This window comes from Curtobacterium sp. UNCCL20, assembly GCF_900101675.1.
Classification (GTDB): domain Bacteria; phylum Actinomycetota; class Actinomycetes; order Actinomycetales; family Microbacteriaceae; genus Curtobacterium.
This window is the reverse complement of the sequence record NZ_FNKG01000004.1, coordinates 362,533-384,414: the sequence shown is the minus strand read 5'-3', so window position 1 is coordinate 384,414 and position 21,882 is coordinate 362,533. Positions and strand designations below refer to the sequence as shown.

Genomic DNA, 21,882 nt, shown 5'->3' with positions numbered 1-21,882 from the left:
CGTCCCGTCCACGTGGTGAGGAAGAAGGAGCAGTTGTCCGCACGGATCCCCCCGGTCCTCCGACCCGAACACCCGACCCCGAGGGCCGTGGCCGAACTCGCGAACGCGTTCGGTCTGCGTGTCGTCGGTTCGCTCGACGCCGTCGAGACGACCGGCGTGACGCTGAGCGCCACCGAGGTGCAGCCGGGTGACCTCTTCGTCGGTGTGCACGGAGCGAACCGGCACGGTGCGCAGTTCGCCGCCGAGGCTGCCGAGCGCGGTGCCGTCGCGGTGCTGACCGATGCCGACGGCGTCGCCCTGGCCGAGCCCTCGGGGCTGCCGGTGCTCGTGGTCGACGACCCCCGTGCGGCGCTCGGCGACGTCTCCGCGTGGGTCTACCGCACGCACCCCGACGAGGCCACCGACCTGCCGCAGCTGTTCGCCGTCACCGGCACGAACGGCAAGACGAGCACGTCGTACATCCTCGAGGGGATCCTCAAGCAGCTCGGCCTGGTCACCGGCCTGAGCTCGACGGCGGAGCGCCACATCGGCACGCTCAGCGTCACGAGCCGCCTGACCACGCCTGAGGCCAGCGAGATGCACGCCCTGCTCGCCCGGATGCGCGAGAGCGAGGTCCGCGCGGTCGCCGTCGAGGTGAGTGCCCAGGCCCTCAGCCGGCACCGCGTCGACGGCATCGTCTTCGACGTCGCGGCCTTCACGAACCTGTCGCACGACCACCTCGACGACTACGCCGACATGGAGGAGTACTACCACGCGAAGCTCCCGCTGTTCGAGCCGGAGCACGCCCGCCGCGGCGTCGTCTCCCTCGACACGGACTGGGGCCACCGCGTGGTGCAGGACTCCCGGATCCCGGTGACGACCATCACGGTGCACCCCGACGTCGAGGCCGAGTGGCACGTCGACATCGTCGCGGCCCACGCCGCGTACACCGAGTTCCGGCTGACCGGCCCCGAGGGGCGCGAGCTCACCACCCGTGTGCCGCTCATCGGCTGGCACATGGCCGCCAACGCGGCACTCGCCATCGTCATGCTCGTCGAGGGCGGCTTCGAGCTCGGTGCCATCGCGCACGCGCTGGAGAGCAACCACCGCCGCTACGCGGACGAGAGCAGCGAGCACGGCGAACACCGCCCGGTCTCCGCCATCGAGTGCTACCTCCCGGGTCGCACCGAGCGGGTCTCCGGCGACACCGGCCCGAGCGTCTACGTCGACTTCGGCCACAGCCCCGACGCGTTCGAGAACACCCTCGCAGCGGTGCGCCAGTTCACCCCCGGCAAGGTCCTCATGCTGTTCGGCGCCGACGGTGACCGCGACAAGACGAAGCGCGCCGACATGGCCCGCATCGCCGCCGCCGGCTCGGACATCCTCGTGGTCACCGACCACCACCCCCGCTTCGAGGACGCCGCGTCGATCCGGAAGACGCTGGTCGACGCTGCGCGCGCGGCCTACCCGGACCACGAGCTCTACGAGGTCAGCCCGCCCGAGGCAGCCATCCGCACGGCCGTGAGCCTGCTCGGCGAGGGCGACTCGATCCTCTGGGCCGGTCCCGGGCACCAGGACTACCGCGACATCGCGGGCGTCCGCACCCCGTACTCGGCACGCGACGAGGCCCGACAGGCCCTCCGCGAGGCCGGCTGGGAGCCGAACTCCGGTCCGGCGGAGGAGATCCGATGATCGCCCTGACCCTCGCCGAGATCGCGTCCGCGGTCGGCGGCGAGCTCGTCAGCGGTGCGCCGGAGCGTGTCGTCGACGGCAGCGTCGAAACCGACTCGCGCCTCGTCGGCCCCGGAAGTGTGTTCTTCGCGCTCCTCGGCGAGGAGACCGACGGCCACCGCTTCGTGCCGAACGCGGTCGAGGCCGGTGCGGCGCTCGTCATCACCGAGCGTGCGACCGAGCTGCCGACCAACGCGACGCTGCCGGCCGACGCCGCGCAGACCGCCGACGCGGCGCAGACCGCCGACGCACCGACGGCCCAGATCGTCGTCGCCGACGGCTACGCCGCCCTGGCCGCCCTCGCGCACGAGGTCGTCGCCCGCGTCCGCGCGTCGAGCGCCGACCGCGTCGACGCCGAGGGGCGCCCCGCGCAGCTCAAGGTCGTCGGCATCACCGGCTCGAACGGCAAGACGAGCACGAAGAACATGCTCCGCACGATCCTCGAGCAGCACGGTGCGACCGTCGCGCCGCAGGGCTCGTTCAACAACCACGTCGGCGCACCGATCTCGATGCTCCGCATCACGCACGACACCCGCTACCTCGTCGTCGAGATGGGCGCGAGCGGCGTCGGGCACATCGCGAAGCTCGTCTCGATCGCCGAGCCCGACGTGGGCGTCGTCCTCAAGGTGGGTCTGGCGCACGCCGGCGAGTTCGGCGGCATCGAGGCGACGCAGCGCGCGAAGTCCGAGATGGTCACCGACCTCCCGGCCACCGCGACGGCCCTCCTCAACGTCGACGACGACCGTGTCGCGTCGATGCGCGACCTCACGGCCGCGCACGTGGTCGGCTTCGGCACGTCGGCGGACGCCGACTACCGCATCACCGGCATCGAGACGGACCGCAGCGGCACCCGCTTCACGCTCACCGCGCCTCCCGTCCGGCATGCGGGCGACGAGTCCGCAGACCGCAGCCGGTCTGCCGACCCCACCATGCCTGGAGGCACGGATCACCTCCCCGAGAGCGTCGACGTCCGCCTCGTGATCCTGGGTGAGCACCACGCGATGAACGCGTCCGCGGCGCTCACGGTGGCCCACCTGTGGGGCGTCCCCCTCGCCACCGGCGCCGAGGCGCTCGCGTCGATGACGCGCGCCGAGCGCTGGCGGATGGAGCTCCTCCAGGGCGGCCCGGAGGGCGTGACCGTCATCAACGACGCGTACAACGCGTCACCGGACTCCACCGCGGCGGCTCTCCGCACCCTGGCGCAGATCGTGCGTCCGGGGGAGCGGACCGTGGCCGTGCTCGGCGAGATGGCCGAGCTCGGCGAGTACTCGACGGAGGAGCACGACCGCATCGGTCGGCTCGTCGTCCGTCTCGGCATCGGGCAGCTCGTGGTCGTCGGCCGCGGCGCGATGCCGATCCACCAGGCCGCCACCCTCGAGGGATCGTGGGACGGCGAGTCCGTGTTCATCGAGGACGTCGACGACGCCGTCCACCAACTGCAGGACATGCTCCGCCCCGGCGACGTCGTCCTCGTCAAGTCCTCGAAGTCCGCCGAACTGCGATTCCTCGGCGACCGCCTCGGAGGTGTCCCCGAATGATCGCGCTCCTGATCGCCGGCGCCGTGTCGCTGGTGTTCACACTGCTGCTCACGCCGCTGTTCATCAAGCTGTTCCACCGTCTCGGGTGGGGACAGTTCATCCGCGACGACGGTCCGCAGTCGCACCACACGAAGCGTGGCACGGCGACGATGGGCGGCATCGTCCTCATCATCGGCGCGGTGCTCGGCTACTTCGTCGGCCACCTGGTCGGCCGCGACTCGATCACGCTCTCGGGCCTGCTCGTGCTGTTCCTCATGGTGGGTCTCGGGTTCGTCGGCTTCATCGACGACTTCCTGAAGGTCCGCCGGCAGCGCAGTCTGGGGCTCGGCGGCTGGGCGAAGGTCCTCGGGCAGGTCATCGTCGGCGTGATCTTCGCCACCATCGCCCTCGTCGTCCCGACGGCGAACGGCAAGCCGCCGGCGTCGACCATGGTCTCGGCGATCCGGGACATCCCGTGGCTCGACTTCATGGCCCTCGGGACCGTGATCGGCACGATCCTGTTCCTGGCGTGGATCGTCCTGCTGACGGTGTCGACGTCGAACGGCGTGAACGTGGCGGACGGCCTCGACGGGCTCGCCACCGGGTCGAGCATCCTGGCGATCGGCTCGTACGTGATCATCGGCTTCTGGCAGTCGAACCAGCTGTGCGGCAGCGCCCGGCTCGACGCGAGCACCGAGCACGCCTGCTACACCGTGACGAACCCGCTCGACCTGGCGGTCGTCGCGGCGGCGGTGTGCGGTGGCCTGATCGGCTTCCTCTGGTACAACACCTCGCCGGCGCAGATCTTCCTCGGCGACACCGGCTCGCTCGGCCTCGGCGGCGCCCTGGCCGGCCTCGCCATCCTCAGCCGCACCGAACTCCTGCTCGTCCTCATCGGCGGCCTGTTCTTCATCGTCACCGGCTCGGTCATCCTGCAGCGGGCGTACTTCAAGATCACCCACGGCAAGCGGATCTTCCGGATGAGTCCGCTGCACCACCACTTCGAGCTGAAGGGGTGGGCCGAGGTGACCGTCGTCGTCCGGTTCTGGATCATCGCGGGGCTCTGCGTCGCGGCCGGTGTCGGGCTCTTCTACCTCGAATGGATCGCACGCGTTGGATGACGTCCGTCTGCAGGGTCTCGACAGCTGGTACTCCGAGGGCTGGCGGGGCCTGAACGTCGCCGTGCTCGGCCTGGGTTCGACCGGCTTCTCGGTCGCCGACACCCTGGTGGAGCTCGGCAGCGCCGTGACGGTGTACGCGCCCGACGGGCCGGCCGACACGATCGAGCTGCTGGACGTCATCGGAGCGCGGTTCGAACGCACCCCGCTCGACACGGTCCCCGCCGCGCTCGAGACGCAAGCGCCGGACGTCGTGATCGTCTCGCCGGGCCTGCCGCCGCACAACGCGACCGTCGAGTGGTCCGTCGCGAACAGTGTCGTCTGGGGTGACATCGAGCTCGCCTGGCGGGTGCGGGACAAGGTCGTGCGCGGCCCGGTCGCCGCCCCGTGGGTGACGATCACCGGCACGAACGGCAAGACCACCACGACGCAGCTCACGACCGCCATGTTCGAGGCCGGCGGCCTGCGCGCCGTGGCCTGCGGCAACATCGGCGTGCCCGTGCTCGACGTCGTCCGCGACCCGGACGGCTTCGACGTCCTGGTCGTCGAGCTCTCCAGCCACCAGCTGCACTACATGCCGACCACCGGCGACGGGGCCGTGGTGCCGCTCGCGAGCGCCTGCCTCAACATCGCCGACGACCACCTCGAGTGGCACGGCTCCGCCGAGGCGTACCGGGCGGCGAAGGCCAAGGTCTACGAGCGCACCGTGATGGCGTGCGTCTACAACGCCACCGACGAGGTCACCCGGCACATGGTCGAAGAAGCCGACGTCGTCGAGGGCTGTCGTGCCGTCGGGTTCACGCCCGGCATCCCGGCACCCGGCGACGTCGGGGTCGTCGAGGACGTCCTCTGCGACCGTGCCTTCACCGAGAACCGGCAGAACAGCGCGCTCGAGCTCGCGACCGTCGCCGACCTCGAGACAGCGGGTCTCGCCAGCCCGCACATGACGATGAACGTGCTCGCCGCCGCGGCTCTCGCCCGGGCGGCCGCCGTGCAGCCGAGCGCGATCCGTGCCGCCGTGGTCGGGTTCCGGGCGGACCACCACCGCACCGAGCTCGTCGCGACCGCCGACGGCATCACCTGGGTCGACGACTCCAAGGCCACCAACCCGCACGCGGCGACCGCGTCGCTGTCCGCGTTCGACAAGGTCGTGTGGATCGTCGGCGGGCTGTTCAAGGGCGTCGACATCGACGGACTCGTCGAGCGCTTCGGGCCCGACGTCCGCGGTGTCGTGGTGATCGGGACCGATCGCGGCCCCGTGCTCGAGGCATTCGCGCGACACGCGCCCGGGGTGCCCGTCCTGCAGGTCGAAGCAGCGGACACTGATCAGGTCATGCCCGAGGCGGTCCGGCATGCCGCATCGGTCGCGAGGCCGGGCGACACGGTCCTCCTCGCCCCGGCTGCAGCGTCGTTCGACCAGTTCGGCTCCTACGCGGACCGGGGGCGTCGATTCGCGGCGGCGGTCAACGAGCACCTGGGAGGCAACGCCGATGGCGACACCGACGGACTTCCGGGCGAGCGGCCGTAGCGGGGACGGACGCGGCGAGGGGCGCAGCGCCGACGGGCGCGGTGCCGCCGGGCGCGGCGCCGGTGCGACCGCCGAGCCGCGGACCGCGGGCATGCAGCCGCCGGCCCGCCGCACCAACGGCGCCGTCGTCGCGGTCAAGAACGTCTTCATCGCCGAGTCGAGCACCTTCTACACGATCCTCGGCGTCACCCTGTTCCTCGTCGTGTTCGGCGTCGTCATGGTGCTGTCGTCGTCGAGCGTCGAGCAGTACGCCGCCACGCACGACTTCTTCGGCGCCGCGTCCCGGCAGGGCCTCTACGCCATCCTCGGTGTCCCGCTCATGCTCGTCGCCAGCCGGGTGCCGGCGCGGATGTGGCGGAAGTGGGCGATGCGCATCCTCGGCATCGGCCTGGTCTTCCAGCTGCTCGTGTTCACGCCGCTCGGCATCGACGTGCAGGGCAACCGGAACTGGATCGGGCTCGGGTCGTTCACCGCGCAGCCGTCCGAGGTGCTGAAGCTCGCGCTCGCCCTCGGGGTCGGCGCGATCATGTACGTCAAGCGGGACAAGCTCGACGACTGGAAAGAGGTCTTCATCCCGATCGGGATCGCCGCCCTCGTGTCGCTCGGGCTCGTCCTCCTCGGCGGTGACCAGGGCACCGCGATGATCATGGTGCTGCTGGTGCTCGGCGGCCTCTACGTCGGCGGTGCCCGGGCGAAGCACCTGCTCGTCGTCCTCGGCACGATCGCGGTCGTGCTGCCGTTCGTCACGATGGCGTCGAGTTCCCGATCGGTCCGCATCAGCGCGTGGCTCTCCGGCTGCAGCGACTCGAACCAGTACCAGGACCTCTGCTGGCAGCCCGTCCACGGCATGTGGGCGCTGGCGTCCGGCGGTGTGTTCGGGGTCGGGCTCGGCAACTCGAAGGCGAAGTGGTCCTGGCTGCCCGAGGCCGACAACGACTACATCTTCGCGATCATCGGCGAGGAGCTCGGTCTCATCGGCGCCGTCGTCGTGCTGGCGCTCTTCGTGGTGCTCGCGATCGGCATGGTGAAGATCATCCGCCAGTCGAACGACCCCTTCGTCAAGACCGTCACCGGTGGCGTCATGGTGTGGATCATCGGCCAGGCGCTCGTGAACATCGCGGTGGTGCTCGGCCTGCTGCCGGTCCTCGGCGTCCCGCTCCCACTCATCTCGGCCGGTGGCTCCGCGCTCATCATGACCCTCGTCGCGATCGGCGTCGTGCTCTCCTTCGCCCGCGACCTGCCCGGCAAGAACGGCACCACCGGCACCACCACCGGCGGCACCGGCACCGGCACCGGTGCCGGCACCGGCCGCCTCCCCAGCCCCACCATGAACGGAACACTGCGGTGAGCAAGTACCTCTTCGCCGGCGGCGGCACCGCCGGTCACGTCAACCCGCTGCTCGCGGTCGCCGACCGGCTGACCGAGCGCGAGCCCGACGCCGAGGTGCTCGTCCTGGGCACCGCCGAGGGCCTCGAGTCCCGCCTCGTCCCGATGCGCGGCTACGAGCTCCTGACGATCCCGCGGCTGCCGTTCCCGCGGAAGCCCAACGCCGCGGCACTGCGGTTCCCACGGCGCTTCGCCGGCGCGGTCAAGCGCACCGAGCAGCTCATCCGCGAGCACGAGATCGAGGTCGTCCTCGGCGTCGGCGGGTACGCGGCCGCCCCGGCGTACATCGCGGCCCGGCGCACCGGCACGCCGATCGTCGTGCACGAGCAGAACGCGAAGCCCGGGCTGGCGAACCGCCTGGCCGCGTTCCTCACGAACCACGTCGGTGTGACGTTCTCGAACACGCGTCTCCGCCACGGCCGGGTGGTCGGCATGCCGCTCCGTCGTGAGATCGAGTCGCTCGACCGCCGCGCGAGCCGTGCCGAGGGCCTCGCCGAGTTCGGCCTCGACCCGTCGCGCCCGGTGCTGCTGGTGACCGGCGGATCGTCCGGCGCGCGGAGCATCAACCGCACGGTGAACCGCTCGGCTGCCGCGATCGTCGGCGCCGGGTGGCAGGTCCTGCACGTCGTCGGCGGCAACTCGGACATCGGCCCGAGCGACCTCGACGGGTACCACGTGCTGCAGTACTGCGACCGGATGGACCTGGCGTACGCGGCGTCCGACTTCGTGGTCTCGCGCGCCGGCGCCGGCATGGTCTGCGAGCTCACCGCCGTCGGGCTGCCGAGCGTCCTGGTGCCGTACCCTGTCGGCAACGGCGAGCAGCGGCACAACGCGAAGGACGTCGTCGGGGCCGGGGGAGCACTCCTCGTCGCGGACGAGGAATTCGACCAGGACTGGGTGACGTTCCAGCTGCTGAGCATGCTGCAGGACCGCGCCCGCATCGCCGACATGGCGGTCCGGGCCGGCAGCGTCGGACACCGCGACGGCGCCGACCGGATGACCGACCTCGTCCTCGACGCCGCCAGCACCACGGAGGAACCATGACCATCAAGCCGGACCTGACGCAGCCGATCCCGGACGACCTCGGCACCGTGCACTTCGTCGGCATCGGCGGCTCCGGCATGAGCGGCATCGCCCGGATGTTCCTCGCCGCCGGCCACCGCGTCACCGGGAGCGACTCCCGCGAGACCGCCACCACCGGCACGATGCGCGAGCTCGGCGCGGACGTGCACATCGGTCACGACGCGGCGAACGTCGGCGACGCGGACACGATCGTCGTCACCAGTGCACTCTGGCCGGACAACCCGGAACTCCTCGAGGCGCAGCGGCGTGGTCTGCCGGTGCTGCACCGCTCCCAGGCCCTCGCCGCCCTGATCGCCGAGCACCGCCTCGTCGCGGTCGCGGGTGCCCACGGCAAGACCACCTCGACCGGCATGATCGTCACCGCGATGGTGGAGCTCGGCCTCGACCCGAGCTTCGTCAACGGCGGCGTCATCCAGTCCCTCGGCACGAGCTCGGCCCCCGGCGGGTCGGACCTGTTCGTGGTCGAGGCGGACGAGTCCGACGGCTCGTTCCTGCTCTACGACGTGGCGGTCGCGCTCATCACGAACGTCGACGCCGACCACCTGGACCACTACGGCAGCGAGGAGGCCTTCACCGAGGCCTTCGTCGAGTTCGCCGCGAAGGCCTCCGAGCGGGTCGTCATCTCGAGCGACGACGCCGGTGCGAAGACCGTCACGGCGGGGATCCGGGCGCGCCAGGACGCTCCCGAGGTCGTCACCTTCGGCGAGGCCGTGGACGCCGACGTCCGGATCGAGGGCGTCATCGAGTCCGCCGGTGTCGAGGTCGACTTCCGTGCCGGTGGCGAGGCGTACCACCTGACCCTCCGCGTGCCCGGCCGGCACAACGCGATCAACGCGGTCGGCGCCTTCGCGGTGCTCACCGGGCTGGGCGTCGCCCCGGCCGACGCGATCCGCGGCATCGAGGCCTTCGGCGGCACCCAGCGCCGGTTCGAACTGCACGGCGTGGAGCGCGGGGTGTCGGTGTACGACGACTACGCGCACCACCCGACTGAGGTCGCGGCCGCGCTGAAGGCCGCCCGGAACGTCGTCGGTGACGGCCGGATCATCGCGATCCACCAGCCGCACCTGTACTCCCGCACCCGGATGATGGCGGGGGACTTCGCGAAGGTCTACGAGGAGCTCGCCGACCACACCGTCGTCCTCGACGTCTACGGCGCCCGCGAGGACCCGGAGCCCGGCGTCACCGGCGCCCTCGTGCAGGAGCGCTTCGCCGACCAGTCCCGCGTCGAGTTCCTGCCCGACTGGGACGAGGCCGCAGCACGCGCTGCCGGGGTCGCCCGCGACGGCGACATCATCATGACGCTCAGCTGCGGCGACGTGTACCGGATCATCCCGCAGGTCCTCAGTGCCCTGCACGACGACGCTGCGGTCGACGACGGGGCGCTGTCCCGGTGAAGCGTCCCGAGGGGTTCGACGAGCGTCCGGCGCAGCCGGCCGCGTCCGCCGAGGACGCCCCGGCGCCCCGGCAGCGCCGTGCCCCGCTGATCCCGCGGCGTCCGTCGCGTGGCGCGGAGGGCGACGGCCTGGAGGCACGGGTCGAGCCCGCCACGCCGGACCCGGTCGACGAGACCGCGGGGTCCACCGCGGACGACCCGTCCGGTTCGTCGGCTCGCGACCGCGCGGGCGCCTTCGCCGGTGCTGCCGGTCGACGGCTCGGCGCCGGGTTCTCGACCGTGAAGGACCGGATCCGCGAGTACGCACCGGACGAGGACCACCGTGACCCCGAAGCCGAGGCCCGCGGTGCCCGCGAGGCCGAACGCCTCGCGACCGAGCGCCGTGATGCCGAGCGTCTCGCCGCCCTCACCGACCTGCACCCGGCCGGCGGGGACGGCCACGAGACCCCGATCGGCGCCGGGGTCCGCGCTGCCGAGACCGCGCGTGAGGCCCGGGTGGCCAAGCGCCGTCGCCGCCTGCTCGAGCGTGCCGAGGTCCGCCGGTTCACCCGTCGCAGCCGGCACCGCCGCGCCGCGTGGATCACCGGCGCGAGCATCTTCCTGGTGTTCGGCATCTCGATCCTCGTCGCGGTGTTCTCGCCGCTGATGGCCCTGCAGACGATCGAGATCAAGGGCACGAACCGCGTCGACGAGACCCAGCTCCGCCAGGCGCTCTCCGACCAGCTCGGCACACCGCTGGCCCGGCTCGACTTCGACGCCATCAAGCGGGACATCGCGGGCTTCCCGCTCATCGAGAGCTACGTCACCGAAGAGGCGCCGCCGCACACCCTCGTGGTGACGGTCACCGAGCGCACCCCGGTCGTCGCCGTGCAGTCCGGGAAGTCGTTCGACCTGGTGGACCCCGCGGGCATCGTCGTGCAGTCGTCGCCGAAGCAGCCCGCGAACATGCCCGTCGCCGACATCGGCAGCGCGAAGCTCGGGTCCCCGGTGTTCCGGACGATGACCGAGGTGGTCCTGGCGCTGCCGTCGACCGTGCGCGCGCAGGTGACGAGCGTGAAGGCGTCGACGGCGGACGACGTGACGCTGACCCTCAAGGACAAGTCGACGGTGGTCTGGGGGAACCCGGACGACTCCGACGCGAAGGCGGCTCTGCTCGCGGCCCTCGTGAAGGACCACACGGCCCGGAACCCCGGCGTCGTCGTCGAGTACGACGTCAGCGCGCCCGACAACGGCATCGTCCGCCCGACGAAGTAGCGCTCGCACCGAATTGCCGGACGCGATCCACGACACGCGGCGTGGCGGGGCGACAGCGTGCGGACGGCACCCGTAGCGTCGCCTACGAGCACCACATCTACCAGCATTGCCCCTGAACTTCAAGTAGAGGTTGAGGGTTCGACCGGAGGCCCGACTGACGTGACCACGAACCACAACTACCTCGCCGTCATCAAGGTCGTCGGTGTCGGCGGCGGCGGCGTGAACGCCGTGAACCGCATGATCGAGCTCGGCCTCCGCGGCGTCGAGTTCATCGCCATCAACACCGACGCACAGGCGCTGCTGCTGAGCGACGCCGACGTCAAGCTCGACGTGGGCCGCGAGATCACCCGCGGCCTCGGTGCCGGTGCCGACCCCGAGGTCGGCCGTCGTGCCGCCGAGGACCACGCCGAGGAGATCGAGGAAGCCCTCGCCGGCGCCGACATGGTCTTCGTCACCGCCGGTGAAGGCGGTGGGACCGGTACGGGTGGTGCACCCGTCGTCGCCCGCATCGCGAAGTCGATCGGTGCGCTCACCATCGGCGTCGTCACGAAGCCGTTCAGCTTCGAGGGCAAGCGTCGCCAGTCCCAGGCCGAGAACGGTGTCGCCGGGCTCAAGGACGAGGTCGACACGCTCATCGTCGTGCCGAACGACCGTCTCCTCGAGATCAGCGACCGCGGCATCTCGATGGTCGAGGCCTTCGCGACCGCCGACCAGGTGCTCCTCGCCGGTGTCCAGGGCATCACCGACCTCATCACCACCCCGGGTCTCATCAACCTCGACTTCGCCGACGTGAAGAGCGTCATGCAGGGTGCCGGCTCGGCGCTCATGGGCATCGGGTCCTCCCGCGGGGCCGACCGCGCGATCAAGGCGGCCGAGTTGGCCGTCGCGTCGCCGCTCCTCGAGGCCTCGATCGACGGTGCGCACGGCGTGCTGCTCTCGATCCAGGGTGGCTCGAACCTCGGCATCTTCGAGATCAACGACGCCGCCCGCCTGGTGCAGGAGGCCGTCCACCCCGAGGCGAACATCATCTTCGGTGCGGTCATCGACGACACCCTCGGCGACGAGGTCCGCGTGACCGTCATCGCCGCGGGCTTCGACGGTGGCGAGCCGCAGCAGCAGCAGAAGGAACGCCGCTCGAGCTACGTCGACCCCGAGGCCGGCGCGACCGTCCCGGTGGCGTCCGCCGGCGGCACCGGTGCGATCGAGGACTCGACGTCGTCGACTCCGTCGTGGGCGTCGCAGGAGCACGCCGCTCCGGCGCAGCGCGCCGCCGACCCCGCCTTCGACGACGATGACGACGAGCTCGACGTCCCCGACTTCCTGAAGTAAGTCGGCCGTGGCAAGCGATCCGCGCCTCCAGTCAGACCCGTCACCAGACGGCGGACTGGAGGCGCGTCTCGCGTCCGTCAGGTCCGGCATCTCCGACGCGGCGCGAGCCGCAGGGCGCTCGGCCGACGAGCTGACACTGGTGGTCGTCACGAAGTTCCACCCGGCGTCGCTGGTGCGGGAACTCGCTGCGCTCGGCGTCACGGACGTGGGGGAGAACCGCCACCAGGAGGCGCAGGCGAAGGCCGCCGAGCTCGCCGACCTGGCGCTCACCTGGCACTTCGTCGGGCAGCTCCAGTCGAAGAAGGCCCGGCAAGTGCGCCGCTACGCGCACGTCGTCCAGTCGCTCGACCGCGACTCCGTGGTGGACGCCTTCGCGCCGACCGAGTCCGAACCGGAGCCGCCGGTGATCGACGGCTTCGTGCAGGTCAACCTCACCGACGACCCCGGCCGCGGCGGAGTGCAGCCGGACGACGTCGACGCCATGGTCGAGCGGGTCCTGGCGACCGGCACGATCCGGCTGCGCGGCGTGATGGCGGTGGCGCCCCTCGACGAGGAGCCGCGTCCCGCGTTCGCCCGACTCCGGGGGATCTCGGAGCGGGTCCGGTCGATCGAGCCGGCCGCGACGGACATCTCGGCGGGCATGAGCGGCGACTACGCCGACGCCGTGCTCGAGGGCGCGACACACCTCCGGATCGGGACCGCAATCACGGGAAAACGCCCGGTCGCGCCCTAGCCTCGTTACCAGGGCATCCACGAGCACGAACCCCGGAGGAACCATGGCCAACCCGCTGAAGAAGACGATGGTCTACCTCGGCCTCGCCGACGAGGAACTCGAGTACGAGGACGAGCAGCCGCAGGAACCCGCGCGCCAGCAGTCCTCCCGACAGCAGGCCGCTCCGGCAGCTGCCGCTCCCGCTCCGGTCGTCCAGGAAGCCCCGGCTCCGGCCGCGGCCCCGGTCGCGCCCGTGGCTCCCGAGCCCAAGACGCACACCCACCAGCGCGGCGCCCAGGTCACCCCGCTCCGCCGCTCGCACACGACCGCACAGAAGGCAGCACCGGTCCAGGAAATGAACGAGATCCTCACCGTCCACCCGCGCGAGTACAAGGACGCCCAGTCCATCGCCGAGAGCTTCCGCGACGGCATCCCCGTCATCATCAACCTCTCGCAGATGACCGAGGCCGACGCCCGCCGCATGATCGACTTCGCCTCCGGGTTGTCGCTCGGCCTCTACGGCAAGATCGAGCGCGTCACGAACAAGGTCTTCCTGCTCTCGCCCGCCCACGTCGCGGTGAGCGGTGAGGCGCCTGAGGTAGAGTCCGACATCGAGGCGTCCTTCTTCGCCCAGTCCTGAGCCGGCCCCCGGTTCACCCGCCCTGTGTGAGCGTCCCCGGACGCCCACGCCCGAGTCGAGCGAGCCCCCACAGTGTCACTGATCCTCGGGATCCTGTCCTTCGCACTCCTCCTCTACTTCTTCGTGATGTGGGGGCGGTTCGTGTTCGACATCGTGCAGGCGTACAACCGCTCGTGGCGTCCTCGCGGCGCGATGCTCGTCGTCGCTGACATCGTCTACACCGTCACCGACCCGCCCATCCGCTTCGTCCGCCGGCTCCTCCCGCCGATGCGGATGGGGCCGGTGGCGCTCGACTTCGGGTGGACGATCGTCATGCTCGTGGTGATCATCCTCCGGGTGATCGTCAACGCGCTCGCGCGTTCCTTCTGACTCGATTCCCTCCGCGACACGCGCCACGCCCACGGCATGGTCACGGTTCACGGGCACCGTCGGTGTACGGTGGTCGGGATCGATGCTCGCTCCGGCGCAGCATCCGCACCGCACGGCGCGACTGGTACATTCGGTCGCACCGAGACGGTTCCACACGTTCAGCAGTTCTATTGAGGTGACGGCAATGGCTTTGACGCCGGAAGACGTAGTCAACAAGCGGTTCCAGCCGACGAAGTTCCGCGAGGGCTACGACCAGGACGAGGTCGACGACTTCCTCGACGAGGTCGTGGTCGAGCTGCGCCGCCTGACGGCCGAGAACGACGAGCTCCGTCAGCGCCTGCAGGCAGCCGAGTCGGCGCCCAAACCGGCGCAGGACGAGCAGCCCGCTCCGACCCCCGAGCCCGAGCCGGAGCCCGCCCCCGTGGCCGCCGCCCCGGAGCCCGCTCCGGTCGCAGCCGCAGCGCCGGCCAGCACGGTCCCGGCCGACGAGGACACCGAGGGCACGACGAACCTCCTCACGCTCGCCCGCCGTCTCCACGAGGAGCACGTGCGCGAGGGTGTCGAGAAGCGCGACGCGCTCATCGCCGAAGGCACCGCCCAGGCCGCCCGCCTCGTCTCCGAGGCCGAGGCCAAGCAGCGCCAGATCATCGCCGACACCGAGAACACGAACCGTCAGCGTGTCGCGGTGCTCGAGCAGGAGCAGCGTCAGCTCGAGGGCAAGATCGACGAGCTCCGCACCTTCGAGCGCGACTACCGTGCGCAGCTCAAGAGCTACATCCAGGGGCAGCTCGCTGAGCTGGACGGCTCGGGCACCGAGCAGTCCGGTCTCACCCCGGCGCCGGCATCGGCGCAGGGCTTCGGCAACTGACGTTGTCGCGACCAGCATCACGAGCGAAGGTCAGTGTCCGCGCAATCGCGGCACTGGCCTTCGCCGCTGTCGTCGTGGTGGCGCTCGACCAGGGCGTGAAGGCGCTCGTCGTCGCCAACCTGCCGTACGGCACCGTCGTCCCCGTCCTCGGGAACGCCCTGCAGTTCCTCTACGTGCGGAACCCCGGGGCGGCGTTCTCGTTCGCGGTCAACATGACGTGGATCTTCTCGATCGTCTCGACCGCGGTGGTCGTGGCGATCATCGTGTTCGCCCGACGCATCCGCTCGATGTGGTGGGCACTCGTGCTCGGCATGCTCCTCGGCGGGGCGCTCGGCAACCTGCTCGACCGGCTCTTCCGTGAGCCCGGCTTCGGCCGCGGGCACGTGGTCGACTTCATCTCGACGCCGTGGATGATGCCGGCGATCTACAACATCGCCGACTCGTTCATCTGCGTCAGCATGGTGATCTTCGTCCTGCTCGTCATCTTCGGCGTGAACCTCGACGGCTCCCGTGCCCTGTCGGCGAAGCGGCAGCGCGCTGCGGACGCTGCGGCGACCCGCGACGGTACCGCGGCCTCCACGACGGACGACCACGGCGCCTCCCGGACGGTGGCCGACGACCAGCGCGCACCGCGTGACGGACGTGACGCCCTCGGCTCCGACTCGCTCGGGCACGACGCGACGTGAGCGAGAGCCGTTCCCTGCCCGTCCCCGACGGGCTCGCCGGTGAGCGCGTCGACGCCGCCATCGCGAAGCTCCTCGGGTTCAGCCGCTCGTTCGCGGCCGACGTGGTGGCGGCCGGTGGTGTGCGCGTCGATGGCGTCGTCGTCGACAAGTCCGACCGGCTGCACGCCGACTCGTGGCTCGAGGTCGAGTGGACCCCGAAGGAAGCGCCGCGGATCATCCCGGTCGAGGTCCCCGGCATGACGGTCGTGCACGACGACGAGGACATCGTCGTCGTCGACAAGCCGATCGGCGTGGCCGCGCACCCGTCACCGGGCTGGGACGGCCCGACCGTCCCCGGCGGACTCGCCGCGGCCGGGTTCACCATCGCGACCTCCGGTGCCGCCGAGCGCGCGGGTATCGTGCACCGGCTCGACGTCGGGACCTCCGGCCTGATGGTCGTCGCGAAGACCGAGCTCGCGTACACGCACCTCAAGCGTGCCTTCAAGGAGCGGACGGTCGACAAGGTCTACCACGCGCTCGCGCAGGGGCACCCGGACCCGACGTCCGGCACGATCGACGCGCCGATCGGCCGACACCCCTCGAGCGACTGGAAGTTCGCGGTCACGGCCGACGGCAAGCCAAGCGTCACGCACTACGCGACGCTCGAGGCGTTCCGCTCCGCGACCCTGCTCGAGGTGCACCTCGAGACCGGGCGCACCCACCAGATCCGGGTGCACATGGCGGCGACACGGCACCCGCTCGTCGGCGACACGATGTACGGCGCCGACCCGGTGCTCGCCGAGGAGCTCGGGCTGACGCGGCAGTGGCTCGACGCGGTGCGACTCGGCTTCGAGCACCCGCGCACCGGGCAGTGGGTGCAGTACGAGGCGTCCTACCCCGACGACCTGCAGCGGGCGCTCGAGCGCATCCGCGCCGCGTAGGCGCGGCCGGCCGGGGTCGGGGTCGGGGCCGGCGGGGTCGGGGTCGGGGCTGGCTTCGCCGAGCGGGCAACATCCGTCACGCTCGCCGCCGCGGCGCGGCGTTTTCCGCCCGCTCGACGGGCGACGCGCGGCGTGTCCTGCCCGCTCGACGCGGCGGCCGTTCGACGGCCCCGCGGAGGCGAGGCCGGTGGCCGGCTTCGCCGAGCGGGCAACATCCGTCACGCTCGCGGCCGCGGCGCGGCGTTTTCCGCCCGCTCGACGGGCGACGCGCGGCGTGTCCTGCCCGCTCGGCGGGCTGCGTGCCGTCTGCTCTCGTCCGTCACCGTGCGCGGGCCTGGTACCTCCGGACTGGAGGCATGGGTCGGCGCCGCCACGCGCCTCCAGTCCGTCCGGGGTCGAGCCGACGGATCGGCTGAGCCGGACCGTCTGGCCGCCGCGCGTGGTCCGACGGTCCCTGGTCACCCGACAGCGCGACCCGATGCCGCCGGGGCACCGGCACCGACCGACTGCGGGGTCGGCGGTGCCACTGGCGCCGCGTGGTGCCGAACGGCCCGTCGAGCTGCTGCGCGTCGGAGTGGCTGCGTGGGGCGAACGGGCACGATGTGGCCCGTTCGGCGCTGGGATGCGACGCCTTCTGCCCGCTCGGCGATCGGCGCGCGGCGTGTCGTGCACCCTCGGCCGCGCGCACACCCGGCCGAAGGCGCCCGTTCGGGCAGCCGGCGAGCGCATCCTCGGCCGGACCGCGCCCGACCCGCGGCGCGCCCACCGCATCGGGAACGCGCTCGACGCGCCCGGGAATGTGGGCGGTCGCGGTTAGGCTGTTCACGCCCCGCAGCAGCTCCTCGAACCGGAGGTTCCGTGTCGGATTCCGACTCCTTCGTCCACCTGCACGTGCACAGCGAGTACTCGATGCTCGACGGTGCCGCACGACTCGGCGACCTCGTGGCGGAGACCGCCGCCCAGGGCATGCCCGCCGTGGCGGTGACCGACCACGGCAACATGTTCGGCGCGTTCGAGTTCTGGAAGGCCGCCAAGGCCGGCGGCGTCAAGCCGATCATCGGCACCGAGGCGTACATCACGCCCCGCACCCACCGCTCGGACAAGACCCGTGTGCGCTGGGGCGACGGTGGCGGGGACGACGTGTCCGGTGCGGGTTCGTACACGCACATGACGATGTTCGCCGAGAACACGACGGGCATGCACAACCTGTTCCGGCTGTCGTCGAAGGCATCGCTCGAGGGGTACTACTTCAAGCCCCGCATGGACATCGAGCTCCTGCAGGAACACCACGAGGGCATCATCGCGACGACGGGCTGCCCCTCGGGCGAGATCCAGACGCGCCTGCGCCTCGGCCAGTACGACGAGGCCCTCAAGGCAGCGGCGGACTACCGCGACATCTTCGGCAAGGACAACTACTTCGCCGAGGTGATGGACCACGGGCTCGAGATCGAGCGCCGGATCATGGGCGACCTGATCCGCCTGGCGAAGGACCTCGACATCCCGCTGGTCGGCACGAACGACCTCCACTACACGCACGCCCACGACGCCAAGTCGCACGCGGCGCTCCTCTGCGTGCAGTCCGGCTCGACGCTGAACGACCCGAACCGGTTCAAGTTCGACGCCGACGAGTTCTACCTCAAGACGCCGGCGCAGATGCGGCACCTCTTCCGCGACAACCCCGAGGCCTGCGACAACACGCTGCTCATCGCCGAGCGGTGCAACGTCGAGTTCGACACCACGGCCAACTACATGCCGAAGTTCCCGGTGCCCGCCGGCGAGACCGAGCAGTCGTGGTTCGAGAAGGAGATCGCGAAGGGGCTCGAGTACCGCTACCCCGACGGCATCACGCCGGAGGTGCAGGAGCGCGCCGACTACGAGACCCGGATCATCAACCAGATGGGCTTCCCGGGCTACTTCCTGGTGGTCGCCGACTTCATCAACTGGTCGAAGAACAACGGCATCCGCGTCGGCCCGGGTCGTGGTTCCGGTGCCGGTTCGATGGTGGCGTACGCGATGCGCATCACCGACCTCGACCCGATCCGGCACGGGCTGATCTTCGAGCGGTTCCTCAACCCGGACCGCGTCTCGATGCCCGACTTCGACGTCGACTTCGACGACCGGCGCCGCGGTGAGGCGATCAAGTACGTCACCGAGAAGTACGGGTCGGAGCGCGTGGCGCAGATCGTCACGTACGGCACGATCAAGGCGAAGCAGGCGCTGAAGGACTCGTCGCGCGTCCTCGGCTTCCCGTTCGGCATGGGCGAGAAGCTCACCAAGGCGATGCCGCCGCCCGTGATGGGCAAGGACATCCCGCTCACCGGGATCTTCGACAAGGACCACCCCCGCTTCAAGGAAGCCGTCGACGTCCGTACCGTCGTCGAGACCGACCCCGAGGCGAAGACGGTGTTCGACACCGCGCTCGGCCTCGAGGGGCTGAAGCGCCAGTGGGGCGTGCACGCCGCAGGTGTCATCATGTCGAGCGACCCGCTGATCGACATCATCCCGATCATGAAGCGGGAGCAGGACGGCCAGATCGTCACGCAGTTCGACTACCCGGCAGCGGAGTCGCTCGGCCTGATCAAGATGGACTTCCTGGGGCTCCGGAACCTCACGATCATCAGTGACGCCCTCGACAACATCAAGACGAACCGGGGGATCGACCTCGACCTCGAGACCATGGGGCTCGAGGACCCCGAGGCGTACGCGCTCCTGCAGCGTGGCGACACCCTGGGCGTGTTCCAGCTCGACGGCGGCCCGATGCGCGGCCTGCTCCGGCTGATGAAGCCGGACAACTTCGAGGACATCTCCGCGCTCATCGCCCTGTACCGTCCGGGGCCCATGGGTGCGAACTCGCACACGAACTACGCGCTGCGCAAGAACGGCGAGCAGCCGATCACGCCGATCCACCCGGAGCTCGAAGAGCCCCTCAAGGACATCATCGGCACGACCTACGGCCTGATCATCTACCAGGAGCAGGTCATGGCCATCGCGCAGAAGGTCGCCGGGTTCTCCCTCGGCCAGGCGGACATCCTCCGCCGCGCGATGGGCAAGAAGAAGAAGTCCGAGCTGGACAAGCAGTACGCCGGCTTCGAGAAGGGCATGCAGGACAACGGCTACTCGGCCGCTGCGATCAAGACCCTGTGGGACATCCTGCTGCCGTTCTCCGACTACGCGTTCAACAAGGCGCACTCGGCGGCGTACGGCGTGGTCTCGTTCTGGACCGCGTACCTCAAGGCGCACTACCCGGCCGAGTACATGGCCGCGCTGCTGACCTCCGTCGGTGATGCCCGCGACAAGCTGGCCCTTTACCTCAACGAGTGCCGCCGCATGGGCATCAAGGTCATGCCGCCGGACGTGAACGAATCGATCGGGTTCTTCGCGGCCGTCAGCGACGACATCCGCTTCGGTATGGGCGCGATCCGCAACGTCGGCTTCAACGTGGTCGACGACATCGTGAAGGCCCGCACCGAGAAGGGCGCGTTCGAGTCGTTCCACGACTTCCTGCGGAAGATCCCGATCTCGTCGGCGAACAAGCGCACGGTCGAGTCGCTCATCAAGGCCGGCGCGTTCGACGAGTTCGGCGACACCCGGCGGGCGCTCGTGGAGATCCACGAGGGCGCCGTCGAAGGCGCGGTGAAGGTCAAGCGCGACGAGGCCCACGGCAACGTCGGGTTCGACTTCGACTCCCTCTTCGCCGAGGTCGCCGAGGAACAGCCCACCGCGGCCGCGGTGTCGCAGGTGCCGGACCGCCCGGAGTGGTCGAAGCGCGACAAGCTCGCGTTCGAGCGCGACATGCTCGGGCTGTACGTGTCCGACCACCCGCTGGCCGGCCTCGAGATCGAGCTCGCGAAGCACCAGTCGATCACGATCACCGACCTGCTCAGCGCCGACGACTCGATCGAGGGTGAGACCGTCACGGTCGCCGGACTGCTGACCAGCGTGCAGCACCGCGTGGCGAAGACGAGCGGCAACCCGTACGGCATCGTCGACATCGAGGACTTCGGGGGCCAGATCGGCGTCATGTTCCTCGGCAAGACCTACCAAGAGTTCGGTCCGTCCCTGGTGGCGGACTCGATCGTCGTCCTGCGCGGACGGGTGAACGTCCGCGACGACGGCAAGGCCCTGCACGCCGTCAGCATGTTCCAGCCGAACGTCGGCGACGCGATGGGCTCCGGCCCGTTGACGCTGTCGGTGCCCGAACGGCAGGCCACCACCGAGATCGTCACCGAACTGGCGGCCGTGCTCGGCCGCCACTCCGGGTCGACCGAGGTGCGGCTGCGGCTGCTGAAGGACGACGTCGCCCGCACGTTCGAGCTGCCGTTCCCGGTGAACCTCACGCCGGACCTCTTCGGTGAGCTGAAGAGCCTGCTCGGGCCGCGCTGCCTGGTCTAGGAAGGGAACGGACATGCCCGGTCACCGCATCCCCGGGACGCGGATCCGGTACCTCGACAAGCTCGTCGACGAGGTCGCGAAGGGCCGGCCGATGGCGAAGGTGCTCCGCACCCCGTGAGTGGTGCCGGTGACGCAGCGCCCGCCCCGGACGTGCTGCACGCGTTCGGTGCAGGGGAGTCGGCCCCGGAGCGCCTGACCGGCGGCCGCGGGCTGACCTGGCGAGCCGGAGCGATCGTCCTCCGGCCGCACGGCGAGCCGATCGAGGCCGCCTGGCGATCCGACCTCCTCGCGACGCTCGAGCACACCGCTGCGTTCCGGACCCCTCGGCCCGTCGCCACCCGGGACGGCGGCTGGCACGCCGGCGGCTGGGAGGCGTGGGAGTGGCTTCCCGCCACCGCCGACGAGACCCGCGTCGCCGAGGTCATCCATGCCGGGGACGCCTTCCACCGTGCGATCGCCGACCTCGCGCGCCCGGCGTTCCTCGACGCCGCGGACGACGCCTGGAGCCGCGCCGACCGCATGGCCTGGGACGAGGCACCGCTGCCGCGGGACCCGTCGCTCGACCGGCTCGCCGCCGCGTTCCGCCCGGTCACCTCGCCGTCCCAGCTCGTGCACGGGGACCTGCTCGGCAACGTGCTCTTCGCCCCGGGGCAGCCGCCGGCCGTCATCGACTGGCCGCCGTACTGGCGCCCCGTGGGGCTCGGCGCCGCCGTCGCCGCGGTGGACGCGGTCTGCTGGCACGGCCTCCCCGTCGACCGTCTGAGCGCACTCGGTGACGGCGTCGCCGAGTGGGAGCAGCTGCTGGTGCGCGCGCTCGCGTTCCGCATCGCGACGCTGGTCCTGTTGGACGCGTGGGACGCGGACGGGGCGGACCGTCACCGTCCCGTCATCGACGCGCTGGTCTGACGGCTCGCTGGTCTGACGGCCTGGAGGCGCGGGGCGGGGCCGCCACGGGCCTCCAGGCCGGTGCGTGGCCG

18 protein-coding genes are annotated in these 21,882 nt (G+C 70.9%); all 18 read left to right on the top strand.

Translation table 11 applies throughout. The features are described from left to right. Positions 1-33 precede the first annotated feature (33 nt). The 18 genes from BLT36_RS17440 to BLT36_RS17355 all read left to right on the top strand — a co-directional run bounded on the left by BLT36_RS17440 (position 34) and on the right by BLT36_RS17355 (position 21,811). A complete protein-coding gene (locus BLT36_RS17440) occupies positions 34-1,671 on the top strand; it encodes a Mur ligase family protein (protein WP_092097320.1) in 1,638 nt (545 codons plus the stop codon). Then, entirely contained in the window at positions 1,668-3,248 is a 1,581-nt protein-coding gene (gene murF, locus BLT36_RS17435; protein WP_092097060.1) for a UDP-N-acetylmuramoyl-tripeptide--D-alanyl-D-alanine ligase, read from the top strand. The genes BLT36_RS17440 and murF overlap by 4 nt, the downstream gene beginning before the upstream one ends. Continuing rightward, on the top strand, positions 3,245-4,348 hold the full coding sequence (mraY, locus tag BLT36_RS17430; protein WP_092097058.1) for a phospho-N-acetylmuramoyl-pentapeptide-transferase: 1,104 nt from the start codon (positions 3,245-3,247) through the stop codon (positions 4,346-4,348). The genes murF and mraY overlap by 4 nt, the downstream gene beginning before the upstream one ends. Continuing rightward, positions 4,341-5,873, top strand: a complete 1,533-nt coding sequence (gene murD, locus BLT36_RS17425) for a UDP-N-acetylmuramoyl-L-alanine--D-glutamate ligase (protein ID WP_092097057.1) — start codon at positions 4,341-4,343, stop codon at positions 5,871-5,873. Before mraY ends, murD begins: the two co-directional genes overlap by 8 nt. Then, positions 5,836-7,221, top strand: a complete 1,386-nt coding sequence (ftsW, locus tag BLT36_RS17420; protein WP_254787720.1) for a putative lipid II flippase FtsW — start codon at positions 5,836-5,838, stop codon at positions 7,219-7,221. The genes murD and ftsW overlap by 38 nt, the downstream gene beginning before the upstream one ends. Then, positions 7,218-8,303: an undecaprenyldiphospho-muramoylpentapeptide beta-N-acetylglucosaminyltransferase gene (gene murG, locus BLT36_RS17415; RefSeq protein WP_092097055.1), complete on the top strand. Its 1,086-nt coding sequence runs from the start codon at positions 7,218-7,220 to the stop codon at positions 8,301-8,303. Before ftsW ends, murG begins: the two co-directional genes overlap by 4 nt. Then, on the top strand, positions 8,300-9,736 hold the full coding sequence (murC, locus tag BLT36_RS17410) for a UDP-N-acetylmuramate--L-alanine ligase (protein WP_092097054.1): 1,437 nt from the start codon (positions 8,300-8,302) through the stop codon (positions 9,734-9,736). The genes murG and murC overlap by 4 nt, the downstream gene beginning before the upstream one ends. After that, entirely contained in the window at positions 9,733-10,989 is a 1,257-nt protein-coding gene (locus BLT36_RS17405; RefSeq protein ID WP_092097052.1) for a cell division protein FtsQ/DivIB, read from the top strand. The genes murC and BLT36_RS17405 overlap by 4 nt, the downstream gene beginning before the upstream one ends. A 159-nt stretch (positions 10,990-11,148) precedes the next feature. Continuing rightward, positions 11,149-12,318, top strand: coding sequence for a cell division protein FtsZ (gene ftsZ, locus BLT36_RS17400; RefSeq protein WP_092097050.1), 1,170 nt, complete (start codon positions 11,149-11,151; stop codon positions 12,316-12,318). Between the two features lie 7 nt (positions 12,319-12,325). Next, complete coding sequence (locus BLT36_RS17395) at positions 12,326-13,051, top strand: YggS family pyridoxal phosphate-dependent enzyme (RefSeq protein ID WP_092097048.1); 726 nt, start codon at positions 12,326-12,328, stop codon at positions 13,049-13,051. A gap of 43 nt (positions 13,052-13,094) precedes the next feature. Further along, entirely contained in the window at positions 13,095-13,670 is a 576-nt protein-coding gene (locus BLT36_RS17390) for a cell division protein SepF (protein ID WP_092097046.1), read from the top strand. A 72-nt stretch (positions 13,671-13,742) separates the two neighbouring features. After that, complete coding sequence (locus BLT36_RS17385; protein ID WP_092097044.1) at positions 13,743-14,039, top strand: YggT family protein; 297 nt, start codon at positions 13,743-13,745, stop codon at positions 14,037-14,039. A gap of 184 nt (positions 14,040-14,223) precedes the next feature. Beyond that, on the top strand, positions 14,224-14,907 hold the full coding sequence (locus BLT36_RS17380; RefSeq protein ID WP_175529709.1) for a DivIVA domain-containing protein: 684 nt from the start codon (positions 14,224-14,226) through the stop codon (positions 14,905-14,907). A gap of 2 nt (positions 14,908-14,909) precedes the next feature. Continuing rightward, a complete protein-coding gene (gene lspA, locus BLT36_RS17375; RefSeq protein ID WP_254787719.1) occupies positions 14,910-15,593 on the top strand; it encodes a signal peptidase II in 684 nt (227 codons plus the stop codon). Beyond that, positions 15,590-16,513, top strand: a complete 924-nt coding sequence (locus BLT36_RS17370; RefSeq protein WP_092097040.1) for an RluA family pseudouridine synthase — start codon at positions 15,590-15,592, stop codon at positions 16,511-16,513. Before lspA ends, BLT36_RS17370 begins: the two co-directional genes overlap by 4 nt. 858 nt (positions 16,514-17,371) lie before the next feature. Then, entirely contained in the window at positions 17,372-20,905 is a 3,534-nt protein-coding gene (gene dnaE / locus BLT36_RS17365) for a DNA polymerase III subunit alpha (RefSeq protein ID WP_092097039.1), read from the top strand. Positions 20,906-20,918: 13 nt separating this feature from the next. After that, entirely contained in the window at positions 20,919-21,023 is a 105-nt protein-coding gene (locus tag BLT36_RS17360) for a DUF2200 family protein (protein ID WP_092097037.1), read from the top strand. After that, positions 21,020-21,811 (top strand): hypothetical protein, encoded by a 792-nt coding sequence (locus BLT36_RS17355; protein WP_092097035.1) that lies wholly within the window; start codon positions 21,020-21,022, stop codon positions 21,809-21,811. The genes BLT36_RS17360 and BLT36_RS17355 overlap by 4 nt, the downstream gene beginning before the upstream one ends. Positions 21,812-21,882: the final 71 nt, after the last annotated feature.

What these genes read in the sequence shown, in the direction of transcription:
- murF (WP_092097060.1), top strand. Translation starts at nt 1,668, where the DNA reads ATGATCGCCCTGACCCTCGCCGAGATCGCGTCCGCGGTCGGCGGCGAG.
- mraY (WP_092097058.1), top strand. Translation starts at nt 3,245, where the DNA reads ATGATCGCGCTCCTGATCGCCGGCGCCGTGTCGCTGGTGTTCACACTG.
- ftsW (WP_254787720.1), top strand. Translation starts at nt 5,836, where the DNA reads ATGGCGACACCGACGGACTTCCGGGCGAGCGGCCGTAGCGGGGACGGA.
- murC (WP_092097054.1), top strand. Translation starts at nt 8,300, where the DNA reads ATGACCATCAAGCCGGACCTGACGCAGCCGATCCCGGACGACCTCGGC.
- BLT36_RS17390 (WP_092097046.1), top strand. Translation starts at nt 13,095, where the DNA reads ATGGCCAACCCGCTGAAGAAGACGATGGTCTACCTCGGCCTCGCCGAC.
- BLT36_RS17380 (WP_175529709.1), top strand. Translation starts at nt 14,224, where the DNA reads ATGGCTTTGACGCCGGAAGACGTAGTCAACAAGCGGTTCCAGCCGACG.
- BLT36_RS17360 (WP_092097037.1), top strand. Translation starts at nt 20,919, where the DNA reads ATGCCCGGTCACCGCATCCCCGGGACGCGGATCCGGTACCTCGACAAG.